The sequence below is a fragment of the Actibacterium sp. MT2.3-13A genome (assembly GCF_018139985.1).
GTDB lineage: Bacteria > Pseudomonadota > Alphaproteobacteria > Rhodobacterales > Rhodobacteraceae > JAGSOU01.
Window position 1 is genome coordinate 73,778 of the sequence record NZ_JAGSOU010000007.1, and the last position, 14,990, is coordinate 88,767.

Below are 14,990 nucleotides of genomic sequence, written 5' to 3' on the forward strand. Positions count from 1 at the left end.
TCCCCAAAGGAGTCTCCATGTCGACTGACACGTCAGCCGAAACTACCATTTTCAAGCGCCGCGAATCCGAGGCGCGCAGCTATTGCCGTGGATTTGACACGGTGTTCACCTCTGCCCAGGGCTCGGAAATGACCGATGCCAGGGGGCGCCGCTATATCGATTTCCTCGCCGGCTGTTCCTCGCTGAACTACGGCCATAACGACCCGGACATGAAATCCGCTCTGATCGACCATATCGGCAGCGATGGCATCGCCCATGGCCTCGACCTGCATACCGAGACCAAGGCCGCTTTCCTTGAGGCGTTCGAGACCCATATCCTCAAGCCGCGTGGCATGGCCCACAAGGTGATGTTCACCGGCCCCACCGGCGCCAACGCCGTCGAGGCCGCGATGAAACTCGCGCGCAAGGTGACGGGGCGGACCAACATCGTGGCCTTCACCAACGGCTTTCACGGCGTGACCCTGGGCGCGCTGGCCGCGACCGGCAACAGCTATCACCGCGGCGGCGCGGGGATGACGCTGAACGGCGTCACCCGGATGCCCTTTGACGGCTACATGGGCGACGGCGTCGATACCGCCGACCTGCTGGAGAAGATGCTGGGCGACCGCTCCAGCGGCATGGACGCCCCGGCGGCGATCATGTTCGAGACCGTGCAGGGCGAGGGCGGGCTGAACGCCGCGCGCCCCGAATGGGTCCGCCGCGTGGCCAAGCTCGCCCGCGACCACGGTGCGCTGCTGATCATCGACGACATCCAGGCCGGCTGCGGCCGCACCGGCAGCTTCTTTTCCTTCGAGGAGATGGGCGTGACGCCGGATATCGTGACCATGGCAAAATCGGTTTCCGGCTTCGGCCTGCCGATGGCCTTGATGCTGGTGCGCCCCGAGCATGACGTGTTCGGCCCGGCCGAGCATAACGGCACCTTCCGCGGCAATACCCATGCCTTCGTTACCGCCCGCGTGGCGATCGAGAAGTTCTGGTCCGACCGCGCCTTCCAGGATCGCCTCGCCGCCAAGGCGCTGGTCCTGACCACCGCGCTGGGCGAACTGGCGCAGATGGTCCCCGGCGCCGTTCTCAAGGGCCGTGGCCTGATGCAGGGCGTCGATGTCGGCTCGGGCGAGCTGGCGGCGGAGATCTGCGCGCGCGCCTTCGAAAAGGGCCTGATCATCGAGACCTCGGGCCCCGAGGATCAGGTGGTCAAGGTGCTTGCCCCGCTGACCACGCCGGACGAGACCTTCCGCAAGGGGCTCAACATCCTGCTGGATGTGGCCCGCGACGTGACGACCCAGGCCAAGATCGCAGCGGAGTAAGACCAGATGATCGTGCGTGACCTCAACGAACTGAAAAACACCGACCGCGCCGTTTCGGATGCACAGTGGACCTCGGTCCGGATGCTGCTGGCCGATGATGGGATGGGGTTCAGCTTCCACATCACTTATCTTGAGGCCGGCTCCGAACACGAGTTCGAATACAAGAACCATTTCGAGAGCGTCTTCTGCATGCAGGGCAAGGGCTCGATCACCGATCTGAAGACCGGCAAGACCCACCAGATCAAGCCCGGCGTCATGTATGCGCTGAACGAGCATGACCGCCACATCCTGCGCGCCGAGGAGGAGCTGGTGATGGCCTGCGTGTTCAACCCGCCCGTCACCGGCAAAGAGGTGCACCAGGCCGACGGCTCCTACGCCCTCGTCGACAGTTGAAGAAAAGGGTCCGGCCGCCGTGCCGGGCAGATCACATGACCTTCCCCGAACATTCCGTCGAGAAGATCGGCGGCACATCCATGAGCCGTGTCCGCGACCTCAGGGACACGCTCTTCATCGGCTCGCGCGAGGGGGCCGACCTCTACCACCGAATCTTCGTGGTGTCGGCCTTCGGCGGCATCACAAACCTGCTGCTGGAGCACAAGAAGACCGGCGCGCCGGGCGTCTATGCGTTGTTCGCCAACGCCGACAACGACCACGGCTGGCTCGATGCGCTGACCCGGGTGGCCGAGGCCATGGTCGCGGCGCATGAAAAGGTGCTCGACCACCCGGCCGACCTGTCGGCGGCGGGCGAGTTCGTCCGCGAGCGGATCGAAGGCGCGCGCAGCTGCCTGTTCGACCTTCAGCGCCTGTGCTCCTACGGCCATTTCCGCCTGTCCGACCACATGCTGGTGATCCGCGAGCTGCTGTCGGGCCTGGGCGAGGCGCATTCGGCCTTCGTCACCGCAGCCCTGCTGCAGCGCGCGGGGGTGAACGCGCGTTTCATCGACCTGAGCGGCTGGCGCGACGAGGGGGAATACGACCTCGACGCGCGCATCCGCACGGCCTTCGAGGGCGTGGATCTGAGCGCCGAGCTGCCAATTGTCACCGGTTACGCGCAATGCAGCGAGGGGCTGATGCGCGAGTTCGACCGCGGCTATTCCGAGGTGACCTTCTCGCGGCTGGCGGCGCTGACCGGCGCCCGCGAGGCGATCATCCACAAGGAATTCCACCTCTCCTCGGCCGATCCGAAGCTGGTCGGCGAGGGCGCCGTGCGCAAGCTGGGCCACACCAATTACGACGTGGCCGACCAGCTGTCGAACATGGGGATGGAGGCGATCCACCCCAAGGCGGCCAAGACCCTGCGCCAGGCCGACGTGCCGCTGCGGGTGACCAATGCCTTCGACCCGGGCGATCCGGGCACGCTGATCGACGACAAGCCGGCCGATGCGCCGGCGGTGGAGATCGTGACGGGCCTCGACGTGATGGCGCTGGAGCTGTTCGAGCAGGACATGGTGGGCGTGAAGGGCTACGACGCGGCCTTCCTCGAGGCGCTGCGCCGCCACGACCTGCGGATCGTGTCCAAGACCTCGAACGCCAACACCATCACCCATTATGTAGAGGCCTCGCTCAAGGCCGTGCGCCGCGTGGCGCGCGAGCTGGAGCGCCAGTTCCCCTCGGCCACGCTGACCGTGCGGGCGCTCTCCATCGCCTCGGCGATCGGGCGCGACCTGTCGGGGCTGTCGGTGCTCACCCGCGGGCTTGTGGCGCTGGCCGACAGCGGGATCGAGGTGATCGCGGCGCAACAGACCTCGCGCAATGTGGACGTCCAGTTCATGGTCGAGCGCGATCAGCTGAAACCCGCGATCCACGCGCTGCACAACGAACTGCTGCCGGCGGCCGAAAGCGCGCCGCAGAAGCGCGCGGCCTGACCGCGGCCGCCCCCGCCCCATGACGGATGGGGCGCGGGGGCGGCGGCGCGGCCCCTATTTGGTGAGGATCAGCTTGCCCGCCCGCGTGATGCGTAGCGTATAGATCTTGTCGTCCAGCACGATGCGGGCCTGTCCCTGTCCCCGCGTCAGATCCCGGGCATCGTAATGCGGGAAAGGCTCCGCGTCGCCCGCCGCGAGCGGAGCGGTGATATGCATCGTCATCGTCACGTTCTCCCTTTTTCCTCGAAACGGTCGAGAAACCATTCGAGATCAAGCGCCGGTGGCAGCGGACCCAGCCCCAGTTCGTGCAACAGGTCTGTCCGGTCCGACCTGCGGTCCGCGTCAGTGGATGTTTCGCCGCTCCGCTCGTTGTCCCGTATCCGCATCGTGAAAGCCTCGATTTTCTGTTTCGGGCTTCCCTGCGGCGGCGCAGGGTGGCTGGAATGAGCAAAGGCTGAGTGATTTAATCGGATTTGTCAATCCGTTCCCTGGCGGTGCGCCCGCGCGGCGCTGCGCCGGGCGCGCGACCTTGACTTCGCGCCCCTGCCGGGCCTTCATCGCTCCTGCACGCCTCTCAGGCCGGAGCCGCCATGCCGATCGCCCTGCTGCTCGCCATCGTCCTCGCGCTGATCCTGCTCAACGGGTTCTTCGCCATGGCCGAGATGGCGATCGTGGCCGCGACCGAGACCCGCCTGGCCGAGCGCGCGCGCCGGGGCTCGCGCGGGGCGGTCCAGGCGCTGCGGCTGATGCAGCAGCCGGGGCGGTTCCTGTCGTCGGTGCAGACCGGGATCACGCTGGTCGGGGTCCTCGCCTCGGCCTTTTCCGGGGCAACCATCGCGGCGCGTTTCGGGTCGCGGCTGGATGCCGTCGCGTGGATCGCCCCGCATGGCGAGACCGTGGCCTTCGTGGGCGTGGTGGCCGCGATCACCTTCGCCTCGGTGGTGCTGGGCGAGCTGGTGCCCAAGCGCATCGCGCTGTCCGATCCCGAGGCCATCGCCGTGCTCGTCGCGCCGCCGCTGGCGCTGCTCTCGGCGCTGTTGCGGCCCGCGGCGTGGCTGCTCAACGGCAGCAGCGAGGCGCTCCTGCGCCTGATGCGCATCCCCGAGGGCACCCGCGACCGTGCCACCGAGGAGGACCTGCGCCACCTGCTGGCCGAGGCCACCCGCGCGCACTCCATCGACCCCGAGGAAGAGGCGATGGTGCAACGCGTGATCCGCCTCGCCGACCGGTCGGTGCAGACCATCATGACCCCGCGGATCGAGGTGGTCTGGGCCGATCTCGACGCGCCCGCGGAGGAGGCCGCGCGCCAGATCGCGACCGCGCCCCATGCCCGCGTGGTCGCCGCGCGCGGCAGCATCGACCGGGCCGAGGGCGCGATCCGGGTGCGCGATCTGGCCCGTGCCCTGATCGACGGGCCTGTCCCCGCGCTCAGCGCGCTTGTCCGCCCCGTCGCCATCCTGCCCGACACCGCCAGCATCGTCGCCGCGCTGGCGGCCTTCCGGCAGACGCCCACCCATATCGCGCTGGTGATCGACGAGCACGGCGGGCTGCAGGGCATCGTGACCCCCACCGACATCCTCGAGGCGATCGCCGGCGCGCTGGCCGAGGACCGCGAACCGGCCGAGCCGCTGATCCGCCCCCATTCGGGCGGCTATCTCGTTGATGGGCGCACGCCGGTCGATGAGCTCCGCACCCGGCTGGGGATCGCGCCCGAGGTCAGCGCCGACATCCAGTCGGCCGCCGGCCTGGTGATGGACCGGCTGGGGCATCTGCCCGCCGAGGGCGACGAGGTCTCCATCGCCGGCTGGCGGTTCGAGGTGCTGGATATGGACGGGCGGCGCATCGACAAGCTGTTTCTGCGCGCGCCGCGCGAAAATGCGGACTGAGATCGCCCCTTGCGGGCTTGACGGGCAGGCGCGATGATGGGGCCGGCAGATCGAAAGCGCAGCCCATGACCGAGACCGAAACGGCAGCAGCGCCCCCGGCCGCAGAGGCGCCGACCGGCCGCATCACCGCGATCCGCGGCGCGGTGGTCGAGGTGCGTTTCTCAGGCCCTGCCCCGGCGATCAACACCCGCCTGCTGGCCGGCCCCCGCGGCGCCTGCGTGATCGAGGTGGCGACCCTGATCGACCGGCACACCGTGCGCGGGCTGGTGCTGAACCCGGCCGAGCGCGTCGCGCTGGGCATGGCCGTGACCGACACCGGCGGGCCGCTTCAGGCGCCGGTGGGCGAGGGTGTGCTGGGCCGGATGATCGACGTGTTCGGCCATCCGCTCGACGGCAAGGGGCCGCTGGAGAACGTGCAATACGCCCCCATCCACCGCCCTCCGGTGCCTCTGACCCGGCGCCGCCCGGGCGGCGAGATCTTCCAGACCGGGATCAAGGCGATCGACCTGCTGTCGCCGATCGAGAGGGGCGGCAAGGCAGGGCTGTTCGGCGGCGCGGGCGTGGGAAAGACCGTCCTGATCACCGAGATCATCCACAACATGGTCGCCGAATACGAGGGGGTCAGCCTGTTCTGCGGCATCGGCGAACGCTGCCGCGAAGCCGAGGAGCTCTATCGCGAGATGCGCGCCAGCGGCGTGCTGGACGGCGCGGTGCTGGTCTTTGGCCAGATGAACGAATCCCCCGGCGCGCGGTTCCGCGTGGGGCACACCGCCCTGACCATCGCCGAGCATTTCCGAGACGCCCAGCACCGCGACGTGCTGGTGCTGATCGACAATATCTTCCGCTTCGTGCAGGCGGGGGCGGAGGTGTCCGGCCTTCTGGGCAACATCCCCTCGCGGGTGGGCTACCAGCCGACGCTGGGCTCGGAGCTGGGCGCGCTGGAGGAGCGGATCTGCAACACTGACGCCGGCGCGATCACCTCGATCCAGGCAGTTTATGTGCCGGCCGACGATTTCACCGACCCCGCGGCGACGCATGTGTTCTCGCATCTGTCGGCCTCGGTCGCGCTGTCGCGCAAGCGAGCGAGCGAGGGGCTCTATCCCGCCATCGACCCGCTGAAATCGGCCTCCAAGATGCTGACGCCCGGCACCGTCTCCGACCGCCATTACGACGTGGCCCGCGCCGTGCGGCGGGAACTCGCGGAATACGAGGCGCTGTCCGACATCATCGCCATGCTAGGGCTGGAGGAACTGTCCGAGGCCGACCGCGCCACTGTTGCCCGCGCCCGCCGGCTGGAACGGTTCCTCACCCAGCCCTTCTTCACCACCGAGCAGTTCACCGGCCTGCCCGGCCGCCTCGTGCCGCTGGAGGACACGCTGGAGGGCTGCGCGCGCATCCTGTCGGGGGCGCTGTCGCACCTGCCTGAAAGCGCATTCTACATGGCAGGCACCATCGCCGAGGTTGAGGCCCGCGCGGCGGAGGCGGCGGCATGAGGCTGATTGTGCTCACGCCCGACGAACACCTGTTCGACGGGCCGGTCTCCAAGGTGGTGGCGGAGGCGACCAACGGCGCCTTCGGCCTGCTGGAGCGGCATATCGACATGACCGCGCCGCTGGTGCCTGGCGTGCTGGTCTATACCGACGCGGCGGGCGAGACCGGCTATTTCGGCGTGGACGAGGGGCTGCTGGTAAAATGCGGCGGCACGGTCTCGGTCGCCGTGCGCCGCGCGGTGCGGGGCCGCCACCTGGACGAGCTGCGCCGCCGCGTGCGGGCCGAGTTCCTGGCCGTGGACGAGCACGAGCGGGTCGCGCGCAGCGCGCTGGCGCGACTGGAGGCGGGCGTCGTGCGCCGGATGCTGGAGCTGGAGCGGGGCGAATGAACGAGAGCGACCGCACCGACAAGGCCGACGCCATCGCGCGCAAGGCCGAACGCAAGGAGGCCGCCGAAAAGCGTGGCACCGGGCGCGGTGTCTGGTTCGGCTTCGGCATGTTCGGGCTGGTGGGCTGGGCGGTTGCGGTGCCGACGCTGCTGGGCATCGCGCTGGGGGTCTGGCTGGACCGGGTGGTGCCGGGTAGGTTTTCATGGACGCTGGCGCTGCTGCTGGCCGGCGTGGCGCTGGGCTGCCTGAATGCCTGGTGGTGGATCAACAGGGAGAGCCGCGATGACTGACAATCTGACCCTTTTCGCCGGGCTGGCGCTGGCGCTGATCGCGGGCGCGGCCTTTGGCGCGCTCTATCTTCGGATGCTCTGGCGCGGCACGCGGCGGCTGGCGGCGGGCGAGGCCAGCCCGGCCAAACTGGCGCTGTCCTTCGCGCTGCGGATGGGGCTGGCGCTGGCCGCTCTCGCGTTGGCGCTGATGGCCGGGGCCGGGGCGGGTCACCTGCTGGCCGCGGCGCTTGGTTTCACGCTGATGCGCCACGTCCTGGTTCGCCGGGTGAAACGGCGGGGGGAGGTCCATGGACATCAGCCCTGACGCCTGGATCGTCTTCCACATCGGCCCGGTGCCGGTCAGCGCCACCATCGTCTTCACCTGGGGGGTCATGGCGCTGCTGGTGCTGTCGGCGCTGCTGGTGCGGCTGCGGCTGTCGTCCTCGGGCGAGCTGACCCGCTGGCAGAACCTGTGGGAGGCGGTGATCGACACCATGCGCGCCCAGATCCGCGAGGTCAGCGGACAGGAGCCCGGCCCCTACCTGCCCTTCGTGGGCACGCTGTTCGTGTTCATCGCGGTCTCGAACATCCTGGCCGTGGTGCCGGGCTACGCGGCGCCAACTGGATCGCTGTCCACCACCACGGCGCTGGCGCTGTGCGTGCTGATCGCGGTGCCGCTGTTCGGGTTGGCGCGGCGCGGGCTGGGCGGCTACCTGCGCTCCTATATCCAGCCGACGCCGCTGATGGCGCCCTTCAACGTCATCGGAGAGATGTCGCGCACCATCGCGCTGGCCATCCGCCTCTATGGCAACGTGATGAGCGGCACGGTGATCGCGGGCATCCTGATTTCCATCGCGCCGTTCTTCTTCCCCGTCCTGATGCAGTTGCTGGGTCTGCTGACCGGGGTAATCCAAGCCTATATCTTCGCCATCCTCGCGATGGTCTACATCGCCTCGGCCACGCGCGGCCGCGCGGGGGCGGGGGCAGAGAAAGGAAACCGACATGATTGACGCAACCCTGATCGGGCTGGTCTCGATCGTGACCGCGGGGCTGACCATCGCCATCGGCTCGATCGGCCCGGCGCTGGGCGAGGCGCGCACCGCCTCGCAGGCGCTGGCCGCGATCGCGCAGCAGCCCGACGAGGCCAACGTGATCACCCGCACCCTGTTCGTCAGCCTGGCGATGATCGAATCCACCGCGATCTATTGTTTCGTGGTGGCGATGATCCTGATCTTCGCCAACCCGTTCTGGGACGCGGCACTGGCCGCGGGGGCGGCCGGGGGCTAGGTCATGCAGATCGACTGGATCACCGTCGCCGCGCAGATCGTGAACTTCCTGGTTCTGGTCTGGCTGCTGCAGCGCCTGCTCTACCGCCCGGTGACGCGGGCGATGGGGCAGCGCGCGGCGGCGATCCGCGCGCAGTTCGACGAGGCCGCGCGCCGCGAGGCCGAGGCCGAGGCGGAGGCTGAGCGCCTGCGCCTGGCCCGGCAGGAGCTGGAGCTGCAGCGCGCCCGGATGCTGGCCGCCGCCGAGGCCGAGGCGCATGAGTTGCGCCAGCGGCTGGAGGCCGAGGCCCGCGAGGCGGTGGCCGGCCGCCGCGCCGCCTGGGAGGACCAGCTGAGCCGCGAGCAGGCGGCCTTCCTGTCGGATCTGCAGCGCGAGGCGGCGGGCCATGTGGCGCGGCTGTCGCGCCGGGTGCTGCGCGACCTGGCCGGTGCCGATCTGGAGCAGACCATCGCCGGGATCTTCCTCGCGCGTCTGGCCGCGCTGGAGGGGGAGGCGCTGGAAAACCTGCGCCTCGCGGCGCGGGGCGCGGGCGGGGCGGCGACGGTCTCCAGCGCTTTCGACCTGCCCGAGGCGTTGCGCGACAGGGTGACGGCGGCGGTCCGCGACCGGATCGCGGCCGGGCTGCCGGTGACGTTCGAAACCGATCCCGAGATGATCTGCGGCCTGCGACTGAAGGTGCGCGGCCAGACCCTGCAATGGAGCGTCGATGCCTATCTCGACGATCTCGAGGAGGAGATGGCCGAGGTGCTGGAGCGCTCAGGCGCGCTCGATGCGATGAACGGGGCGGGCTAGGTCATGGGCGTGCTTGACGGGTTTGCGGGGCGGATCATCGCGGGGCTCGACGCGGGGCTGGCGGCGCATGGCGCCGCGCTCAGGACCGAACAGATCGGCACCGTCACCAGCGTCGCCGCCGGCATCGCCGAGGTCGAGGGGTTCTCGGAACTCACCGCGGATGAGCTGATCGCCTTTCCCGGCGGGATGATGGGCGCGGCCACCGACATCACCGAGGAACGCGCCGGGTTGATCCTGTTCGGCCCGGCCGAGACCCTGCACGTCGGCGCCGAGGCGCGGCGCACGGGCCGGGTGATCGACGTGCCGGTGGGGCGCGCGCTGCTCGGCCGGGTGGTCGATGCGCTGGGCCAGCCGCTGGACGGGCGCGGCCCGGTGCGCGCCGCCGCCCGCTGGCCGGTGGAACGCCCGGCGCCCGCCATCCTCGACCGCGCCCCGGTTGAGGTGCCGCTGCAGACCGGGATCAAGGCGATCGACGCCGCCATTCCCATCGGGCGCGGTCAGCGAGAACTGATCATCGGCGACCGCCAGACCGGCAAGACCGCCATCGCGGTCAGCGCCATCCTCAACCATCAGGCCGGGCGGCCCGGCGGCCTTGGTCCCGCCTCCCATCCCGGCCTGTGCGTCTATTGCGCCGTGGGCCAGCGCGCCTCGGGCGTGGCGCGGGTGATCGAGACGCTGCGCCGCGAGGGCGCGCTCGCGCGCACCGTGGTCGTGGTGGCGGGCAGCGAGGACGCGCCGGGCCTGCAATTCATCGCGCCCTATGCCGCGACCGCGATCGCGGAATGGTTCATGGCCCGCGGCGAGGACGTGCTGATCGTGCATGACGACCTGACCCGCCACGCCCGCGCCTATCGCGAGCTGTCGCTGCTGCTGCGCCGCCCGCCGGGGCGCGAGGCCTATCCCGGCGACATTTTCTACATCCATTCCCGCCTGCTGGAGCGCGCAACCCGGTTGCGCCCCGATCTGGGCGGCGGCTCGCTGACCGCGCTGCCGGTGATCGAGACCCAGGCGCAGAACATCTCGGCCTATATCCCGACCAACCTGATCTCGATCACCGACGGGCAGGTCTATCTCTCGCCGGATCTGTTCGAGAAGGGGCAGCTGCCCGCCATCGACATCGGCAAGTCGGTCAGCCGGGTCGGGGCCAAGGCGCAGCTTCCGGCCTACCGCGCGGTGGCGGGCGACCTGCGCCTGTCCTTCGCCCAGTTCGAGGAGCTGGAGGTCTTCTCGCGGTTCGGCACGCGGCTCGACGAGGACACCCGGCTGAAGCTCGCCCGCGGCCGGCTGGTGCGCGCGGCCCTGCGTCAGCGCGAGGATGAACGCCCCGCCCCGCCCGAGCAGATCGCCGTGCTGCTGGCCGCGACGCGCGGCATGCTGGACGACTGGCCGCCCGAGCGGATGCGCGAGGCCGAGCAGGCCATCGCCACCGCCATCCGCCAGCGCGCGGGCCTGGCCTGCCGCCGGATCGAGGATGGCGAACCCTTCACCGAGGCCGACCGCGAGGCGCTGATCCAGGCCGCCCGCGCGGCGCTGGCGCATCTGGCACCGGAGGGCGGCGATGGAGACGCTTGAGGCGCTGCAGCGGCGCATCGCCACCAGCCGCGACCTGCAATCCATCGTGCGGACGATGAAGACGCTGTCGGCGGTGACCATCCGGCGCTGCGAACGCGCCAGCCACGCCGTGCGCGCCTATGACGAGACGGTGGATCTGGGGCTGCAGATCCTGCTGCGCGACCCGGAGGTGGCCGCGCGCGCCCTGCGCGCGTCCGAGGCCGCGGCGGCGCAGGGGCCGGTGGGGCTGATCGTGCTGGGCTCGGATCACGGGCTGTGCGGGCGGTTCAACGATGTCGCGGTGGGCGCGGCGCTGACGGATATCGCCGAACATGGGCCGCCCGCGCAGGTGGCCGCGGTCGGCATGCGCGCGGCCGACCTGCTGGAGGGCGCCGGCTACCCGCCGGGGGTGATCTACGGCACGCCGGGCTCGGTCGCGGGCATCCGCGAGACCACCGGCGCGCTGCTGGCGCTGGCCGATGCCTGGCGGCACGATCGCGGCATCGCGCGGGTCCGCATCGCCCATGCGGTGCAGACCGCAGAGGCCCCTGCGCGCCCGGTGGCGATGGCGCTTCTGCCGGTCTCGCCGGCTTATATCCGCCACCAGGCGGGCCGCCCCTGGCCCTCGCGCCGCCTGCCTACCTACAGCGAGAGCCGCGAGGTGATGCTGACCCGGCTGATCCGCGAGCATGTCTTCGTGCGCATCTACCGCGCCCTCGCCGAGGCCCAGACCAGCGAGCACGCCTCGCGCCTGACGGCCATGCAGTCGGCCGAGCGCGGCATCCGCGACCACCTCGCCGAGATGGACGCCGCCTATCGCCACCGCCGGCAGGAGCAGATCACCACCGAAATGCTGGATGTCGTCGCCGGCGCCGCCGCATTGGAGGGGCGCTAGCGCAGCCGAATCTTGCGGTCGCGGCACAAAACGTGTTCGCTGGGTCCAAAGGGTCGAGCGGAGGAGAAAACATGGCGCCGGAAGCTGGCAAACCCCTGGAGGCATCCGAACTTTCCCGCGGGGTGCTGGACGCCGCGCTGGAGTTCGAGACCACCGGCGATCTCGAACCGCTTGAGGACTGGCCCGGCCAGGAACGCGCGCTCGACGCGCTGCGGATGGCCGCCGAAAGCCGGTTTTCGGATTTCAACCTGTTCGTGCTGGGCAATCCCGGCACCGGGCGGCGCAGCGCGGTGCGCGCGCTGCTGTCCGGCGCGGCCGAGAGCCTGCCGCGGCCGAGCGATTGGGTCTATGTCAACGATTTCGACGATCCGCGCCGGCCGCGCGCGATGGATCTGCCGCCGGGACGGGCGATGGTGCTCAAGGCGGCGGTGGAGAAACTGATCGACGATCTCGCCAACGAGATCCCGGCGGTCTTCGAATCCGAGGATTACCAGGCCCGCCGCCGCGCCATCGAAGAGTCCTATTCCGACCGTCAGGAACAGGCGATGGGCGAACTGGCCGAAAAAGCCCGCGCCCGCGGCGTGGCGATCATGCGCACGCCGATGGGCTTCGGCGTGGCCGCCCGCCAGGGCGAGGAGATCCTCACACCCGAAGCCTATCACGACCTGCCCGAAGACACCCGCGAGCGGATCGACGCCGCCATGGCCGAGATCAGCGCCGAACTCGAAGAGATCCTCGGGCAGGTGCCCAAGGGCATGAAGGCGCAGCGCCGCGAGGTCGAGGCGCTGAATGTCGAGATGACCGAACACGTCGTCGACGACGCCCTGTCTGAGGTGAAGGCCGAATTTGCCGGGGAGGACAACGCCCTGCGGTTCCTCGAGGCCATGCGCGACGACATCATCGAGAATGCCGATCTGTTCCTGATCCGGGAGGACGGCGCGACCGCCGGGGCCTTCCCCGTCGCCACCACCAAGCATTACGCCAAGCCGCAGTTCCGGCGCTACGCCGTGAACGTGATGGTCTCGCAACCCCACACGAACGGCCACGGCGCCCCCGTGGTCGAAGAGAGCCTGCCGACGCTGGCCAACCTGATCGGGCGGATCGAATACGCCGCCGAGCAAGGCGCGCTGGTGACCAATTTCACCATGATCCGCGCCGGTGCGCTGCACCGCGCCAACGGCGGGTTCCTGGTGCTGGACGCGCGCCAGGTGCTGATCGAGCCCTTCGCCTGGGACGCGCTGAAACGCGCCCTGCGCAGCGGCGAGATCTCGATCTTCTCGGCCGGCGAGCGGCTGAGCCTGATCTCGACCGAGACGCTGGAGCCCGACCCGATCCCGCTGAAGTTGCGGGTGGTGCTGGTGGGCGAGCGGATGCTCTACTACATGCTGACCGCGTTCGACCCGGAATTCGCCGAGCTGTTCAAGATCGAGGCCGATTTCGACGACCGCATGCCGCGCGACGTCGACAGCGCGAAGCTTTTTGCCCGGCTCGCGGGCACCATCGCCCGGCGCGAGGACCTGCGCCCGCTGGATGCCCCCGGCGTCCGTCGGCTGCTGCTGGAGAGCACCCGCCTCTCGGACGACGCGGAGCGGTTCAGCCTGAACCTCGGCCGGCTTTCGGACATCCTGCGCGAGGCCGACCACTGGGCCGGGGGCGCCGGTTCCGAGACCATCGGCGCCCCGCATATCGACAGCGCCATCGAGGCGGCCGAGCGCCGGGCGGGACGTTTGCGCGAACTCAGCCAGGAGATGATCCATCGCGGGACGCTGATGATCGATACCGACGGCGCGCATGTCGGCCAGATCAACGCGCTGTCGGTGCTGGAGATCGGCAAGAGCCGTTTCGGCCGCCCCTCGCGTGTCAGCGCGCGGGTGCGCGTGGGCAGCGGCAAGGTCGTGGATATCGAGCGCGAGACCGAATTGGGCGGCCCGCTGCATTCCAAGGGGGTGATGATCCTGTCGGGCTACCTCGCCGGGCAATACGCGCCCGAAGAGCCGATGTCGCTCTGGGCGAGTCTGGTGTTCGAGCAGAGCTATGGCGGCATCGACGGCGACAGCGCCTCGGCGGCGGAGCTGTTCGCGCTGCTCTCGGCGCTCTCGGAGCTGCCGATCGACCAGAGCTTCGCGGTGACCGGGTCGGTCAACCAGTTCGGCGACATCCAGGCCATCGGCGGGGTCAACGAAAAGATCGAGGGCTTCTTCGATGTCTGCGCCGCGCGCGGGCTGACCGGGCGGCAGGCGGTGCTGATCCCGGAGACCAACATCAAGCATCTGGTGCTGCGCCGGCGCGTGGTCGAGGCGGTCGAGTCCGGGCAGTTCCGAATCATCCCGATCGCCACGATCGACCAGGGGATTGCCCATCTGACCGGCCGCGATGCGGGCGCGCGGGGGGCCGATGGCCGGTTCCCGGAGGGCAGCGTCAATGCGCTGGTCGAGGCGCGTCTGCAAGCCTTCGCCGAGACCCGCCGGAGCTTCGGCCTGAGGAACGGGCAGGAGAAGGGCAAGCCATGACCGTGGTTCGGGTGATCCTCAGCGCGACCAGCTTCGCCGAGGCGCGCGATGCGCTGGCGCTGGCGACCGAGATCGCCGCCGAGATGAATGGCGACCTGCAGGGCCTGCTGATCGAACAGGAGGCCGTGGTGACCCTGACCAGGTTGCCGGCGGCGCGGCTGATCGGCTCGCACGGCCGCGCGCTGGGCGGGATCGACCCGGCCGGAATGGCGGCCGCCTTCCGCGGCGATGCCCGCCGCTTCGAGGCCGAGCTGGCCCGTGCGGCCGAGGCGGCGGCGCTGCGCTGGTCGTTCCGGCACAAGCGCGGGCAAGTTGGCGAAATCCTCGAAGAGATGCTGCAGGCGGGCACGTTGCTGGTGGCCTGCGGCGCGCCGCGCCGCGCGCCGCTGCGCGAGGTCGTGCTCGTGCTCGGCGCGGATGGCGATATGGCGCTGGCCCGGCTCGCGGCCGCCCAGGCGGCCCGCATCGGTCGGCCGCTGCGCCTGCTGCTGCCCCCCGGCGCCGAGCCGCCGCCGGATCTCGCGCCCACCGTCATCGAACGTTTCGCCGACGAACCGGCGCTACGTGCGCGGATCGCCGCGCTCGACCCGCGCAGCCTGCTGTTCGCCGAGGCCGGCAGCCTGGCCAAGATCGCCCAGGAAGCGCGTTGCACCTGCATCCTGCGGGTGCCCTGAGCCTGCGGCCCCCGAGGGCGGCGGCGCGGCGATGCCCCCGAAACGAAAAGCGCGGCCCGGGCAAGGGCCGCGCTT

The 14,990-nt window shown here is 70.1% G+C and carries 16 protein-coding genes; 15 read left to right on the top strand and 1 reads right to left on the bottom strand.

From position 1 onward, the window contains the following. The first annotated feature begins 17 nt into the window (after positions 1-17). From ectB to KCI33_RS08250, 3 genes are read left to right on the top strand one after another with little or no spacing between them, the layout of a single operon-like run. Positions 18-1,307: a diaminobutyrate--2-oxoglutarate transaminase gene (gene ectB, locus KCI33_RS08240; RefSeq protein WP_212524302.1), complete on the top strand. Its 1,290-nt coding sequence runs from the start codon at positions 18-20 to the stop codon at positions 1,305-1,307. Between the two features lie 6 nt (positions 1,308-1,313). Continuing rightward, on the top strand, positions 1,314-1,700 hold the full coding sequence (locus tag KCI33_RS08245; RefSeq protein WP_212524303.1) for an ectoine synthase: 387 nt from the start codon (positions 1,314-1,316) through the stop codon (positions 1,698-1,700). 35 nt (positions 1,701-1,735) lie between these two features. Next, positions 1,736-3,172, top strand: a complete 1,437-nt coding sequence (locus tag KCI33_RS08250; protein ID WP_212524304.1) for an aspartate kinase — start codon at positions 1,736-1,738, stop codon at positions 3,170-3,172. Positions 3,173-3,226: 54 nt separating this feature from the next. Here KCI33_RS08250 and KCI33_RS08255 read toward each other — a convergent pair whose 3' ends face one another. Next, positions 3,227-3,388 carry a hemin uptake protein HemP gene (locus KCI33_RS08255; RefSeq protein ID WP_249138988.1) on the bottom strand — a complete coding sequence of 54 codons (162 nt, stop codon included), beginning with the start codon at positions 3,386-3,388 and terminating at the stop codon, positions 3,227-3,229. Positions 3,389-3,762: 374 nt separating this feature from the next. Between KCI33_RS08255 and KCI33_RS08260 the strand changes: the two genes are divergently transcribed. From KCI33_RS08260 to KCI33_RS08315, 12 genes are all read left to right on the top strand, one after another. Continuing rightward, complete coding sequence (locus KCI33_RS08260; RefSeq protein ID WP_212524306.1) at positions 3,763-5,058, top strand: hemolysin family protein; 1,296 nt, start codon at positions 3,763-3,765, stop codon at positions 5,056-5,058. 65 nt (positions 5,059-5,123) lie between these two features. Next, positions 5,124-6,551 carry a F0F1 ATP synthase subunit beta gene (gene atpD / locus KCI33_RS08265; RefSeq protein WP_212524307.1) on the top strand — a complete coding sequence of 476 codons (1,428 nt, stop codon included), beginning with the start codon at positions 5,124-5,126 and terminating at the stop codon, positions 6,549-6,551. Continuing rightward, positions 6,548-6,937: a F0F1 ATP synthase subunit epsilon gene (locus KCI33_RS08270; protein WP_212524308.1), complete on the top strand. Its 390-nt coding sequence runs from the start codon at positions 6,548-6,550 to the stop codon at positions 6,935-6,937. Before atpD ends, KCI33_RS08270 begins: the two co-directional genes overlap by 4 nt. After that, the gene (locus KCI33_RS08275) at positions 6,934-7,227 is read left to right on the top strand and encodes an AtpZ/AtpI family protein (RefSeq protein ID WP_212524309.1); all 294 of its coding nucleotides are present in this window, start codon (positions 6,934-6,936) and stop codon (positions 7,225-7,227) included. The genes KCI33_RS08270 and KCI33_RS08275 overlap by 4 nt, the downstream gene beginning before the upstream one ends. Then, positions 7,220-7,531, top strand: a complete 312-nt coding sequence (locus KCI33_RS08280) for an ATP synthase subunit I (protein WP_212524310.1) — start codon at positions 7,220-7,222, stop codon at positions 7,529-7,531. The genes KCI33_RS08275 and KCI33_RS08280 overlap by 8 nt, the downstream gene beginning before the upstream one ends. Then, positions 7,515-8,216: a F0F1 ATP synthase subunit A gene (locus KCI33_RS08285; RefSeq protein ID WP_212524311.1), complete on the top strand. Its 702-nt coding sequence runs from the start codon at positions 7,515-7,517 to the stop codon at positions 8,214-8,216. The genes KCI33_RS08280 and KCI33_RS08285 overlap by 17 nt, the downstream gene beginning before the upstream one ends. Beyond that, entirely contained in the window at positions 8,209-8,493 is a 285-nt protein-coding gene (locus KCI33_RS08290; protein ID WP_212524312.1) for a F0F1 ATP synthase subunit C, read from the top strand. Before KCI33_RS08285 ends, KCI33_RS08290 begins: the two co-directional genes overlap by 8 nt. Before the next feature lie 3 nt (positions 8,494-8,496). Further along, positions 8,497-9,285, top strand: coding sequence for a F0F1 ATP synthase subunit delta (locus KCI33_RS08295; protein ID WP_212524313.1), 789 nt, complete (start codon positions 8,497-8,499; stop codon positions 9,283-9,285). Positions 9,286-9,288: 3 nt separating this feature from the next. Then, entirely contained in the window at positions 9,289-10,857 is a 1,569-nt protein-coding gene (locus KCI33_RS08300) for a F0F1 ATP synthase subunit alpha (RefSeq protein WP_212524314.1), read from the top strand. Then, positions 10,844-11,731 (top strand): FoF1 ATP synthase subunit gamma, encoded by an 888-nt coding sequence (locus KCI33_RS08305; RefSeq protein ID WP_212524315.1) that lies wholly within the window; start codon positions 10,844-10,846, stop codon positions 11,729-11,731. The genes KCI33_RS08300 and KCI33_RS08305 overlap by 14 nt, the downstream gene beginning before the upstream one ends. 71 nt (positions 11,732-11,802) lie before the next feature. Continuing rightward, entirely contained in the window at positions 11,803-14,241 is a 2,439-nt protein-coding gene (locus KCI33_RS08310; RefSeq protein WP_212524316.1) for an ATP-binding protein, read from the top strand. Continuing rightward, positions 14,238-14,915, top strand: coding sequence for a hypothetical protein (locus tag KCI33_RS08315; protein ID WP_212524317.1), 678 nt, complete (start codon positions 14,238-14,240; stop codon positions 14,913-14,915). The genes KCI33_RS08310 and KCI33_RS08315 overlap by 4 nt, the downstream gene beginning before the upstream one ends. The last annotated feature ends 75 nt before the right edge of the window (positions 14,916-14,990 follow it).

What these genes read in the sequence shown, in the direction of transcription:
- KCI33_RS08285 (WP_212524311.1), top strand. Translation starts at nt 7,515, where the DNA reads ATGGACATCAGCCCTGACGCCTGGATCGTCTTCCACATCGGCCCGGTG.
- KCI33_RS08280 (WP_212524310.1), top strand. Translation starts at nt 7,220, where the DNA reads ATGACTGACAATCTGACCCTTTTCGCCGGGCTGGCGCTGGCGCTGATC.
- KCI33_RS08300 (WP_212524314.1), top strand. Translation starts at nt 9,289, where the DNA reads ATGGGCGTGCTTGACGGGTTTGCGGGGCGGATCATCGCGGGGCTCGAC.
- KCI33_RS08275 (WP_212524309.1), top strand. Translation starts at nt 6,934, where the DNA reads ATGAACGAGAGCGACCGCACCGACAAGGCCGACGCCATCGCGCGCAAG.
- KCI33_RS08305 (WP_212524315.1), top strand. Translation starts at nt 10,844, where the DNA reads ATGGAGACGCTTGAGGCGCTGCAGCGGCGCATCGCCACCAGCCGCGAC.
- KCI33_RS08290 (WP_212524312.1), top strand. Translation starts at nt 8,209, where the DNA reads ATGATTGACGCAACCCTGATCGGGCTGGTCTCGATCGTGACCGCGGGG.
- KCI33_RS08245 (WP_212524303.1), top strand. Translation starts at nt 1,314, where the DNA reads ATGATCGTGCGTGACCTCAACGAACTGAAAAACACCGACCGCGCCGTT.
- KCI33_RS08310 (WP_212524316.1), top strand. Translation starts at nt 11,803, where the DNA reads ATGGCGCCGGAAGCTGGCAAACCCCTGGAGGCATCCGAACTTTCCCGC.
- KCI33_RS08295 (WP_212524313.1), top strand. Translation starts at nt 8,497, where the DNA reads ATGCAGATCGACTGGATCACCGTCGCCGCGCAGATCGTGAACTTCCTG.
- KCI33_RS08260 (WP_212524306.1), top strand. Translation starts at nt 3,763, where the DNA reads ATGCCGATCGCCCTGCTGCTCGCCATCGTCCTCGCGCTGATCCTGCTC.
- atpD (WP_212524307.1), top strand. Translation starts at nt 5,124, where the DNA reads ATGACCGAGACCGAAACGGCAGCAGCGCCCCCGGCCGCAGAGGCGCCG.
- KCI33_RS08255 (WP_249138988.1), bottom strand. Translation starts at nt 3,388, where the DNA reads ATGCATATCACCGCTCCGCTCGCGGCGGGCGACGCGGAGCCTTTCCCG.
- KCI33_RS08250 (WP_212524304.1), top strand. Translation starts at nt 1,736, where the DNA reads ATGACCTTCCCCGAACATTCCGTCGAGAAGATCGGCGGCACATCCATG.
- KCI33_RS08270 (WP_212524308.1), top strand. Translation starts at nt 6,548, where the DNA reads ATGAGGCTGATTGTGCTCACGCCCGACGAACACCTGTTCGACGGGCCG.
- KCI33_RS08315 (WP_212524317.1), top strand. Translation starts at nt 14,238, where the DNA reads ATGACCGTGGTTCGGGTGATCCTCAGCGCGACCAGCTTCGCCGAGGCG.
- ectB (WP_212524302.1), top strand. Translation starts at nt 18, where the DNA reads ATGTCGACTGACACGTCAGCCGAAACTACCATTTTCAAGCGCCGCGAA.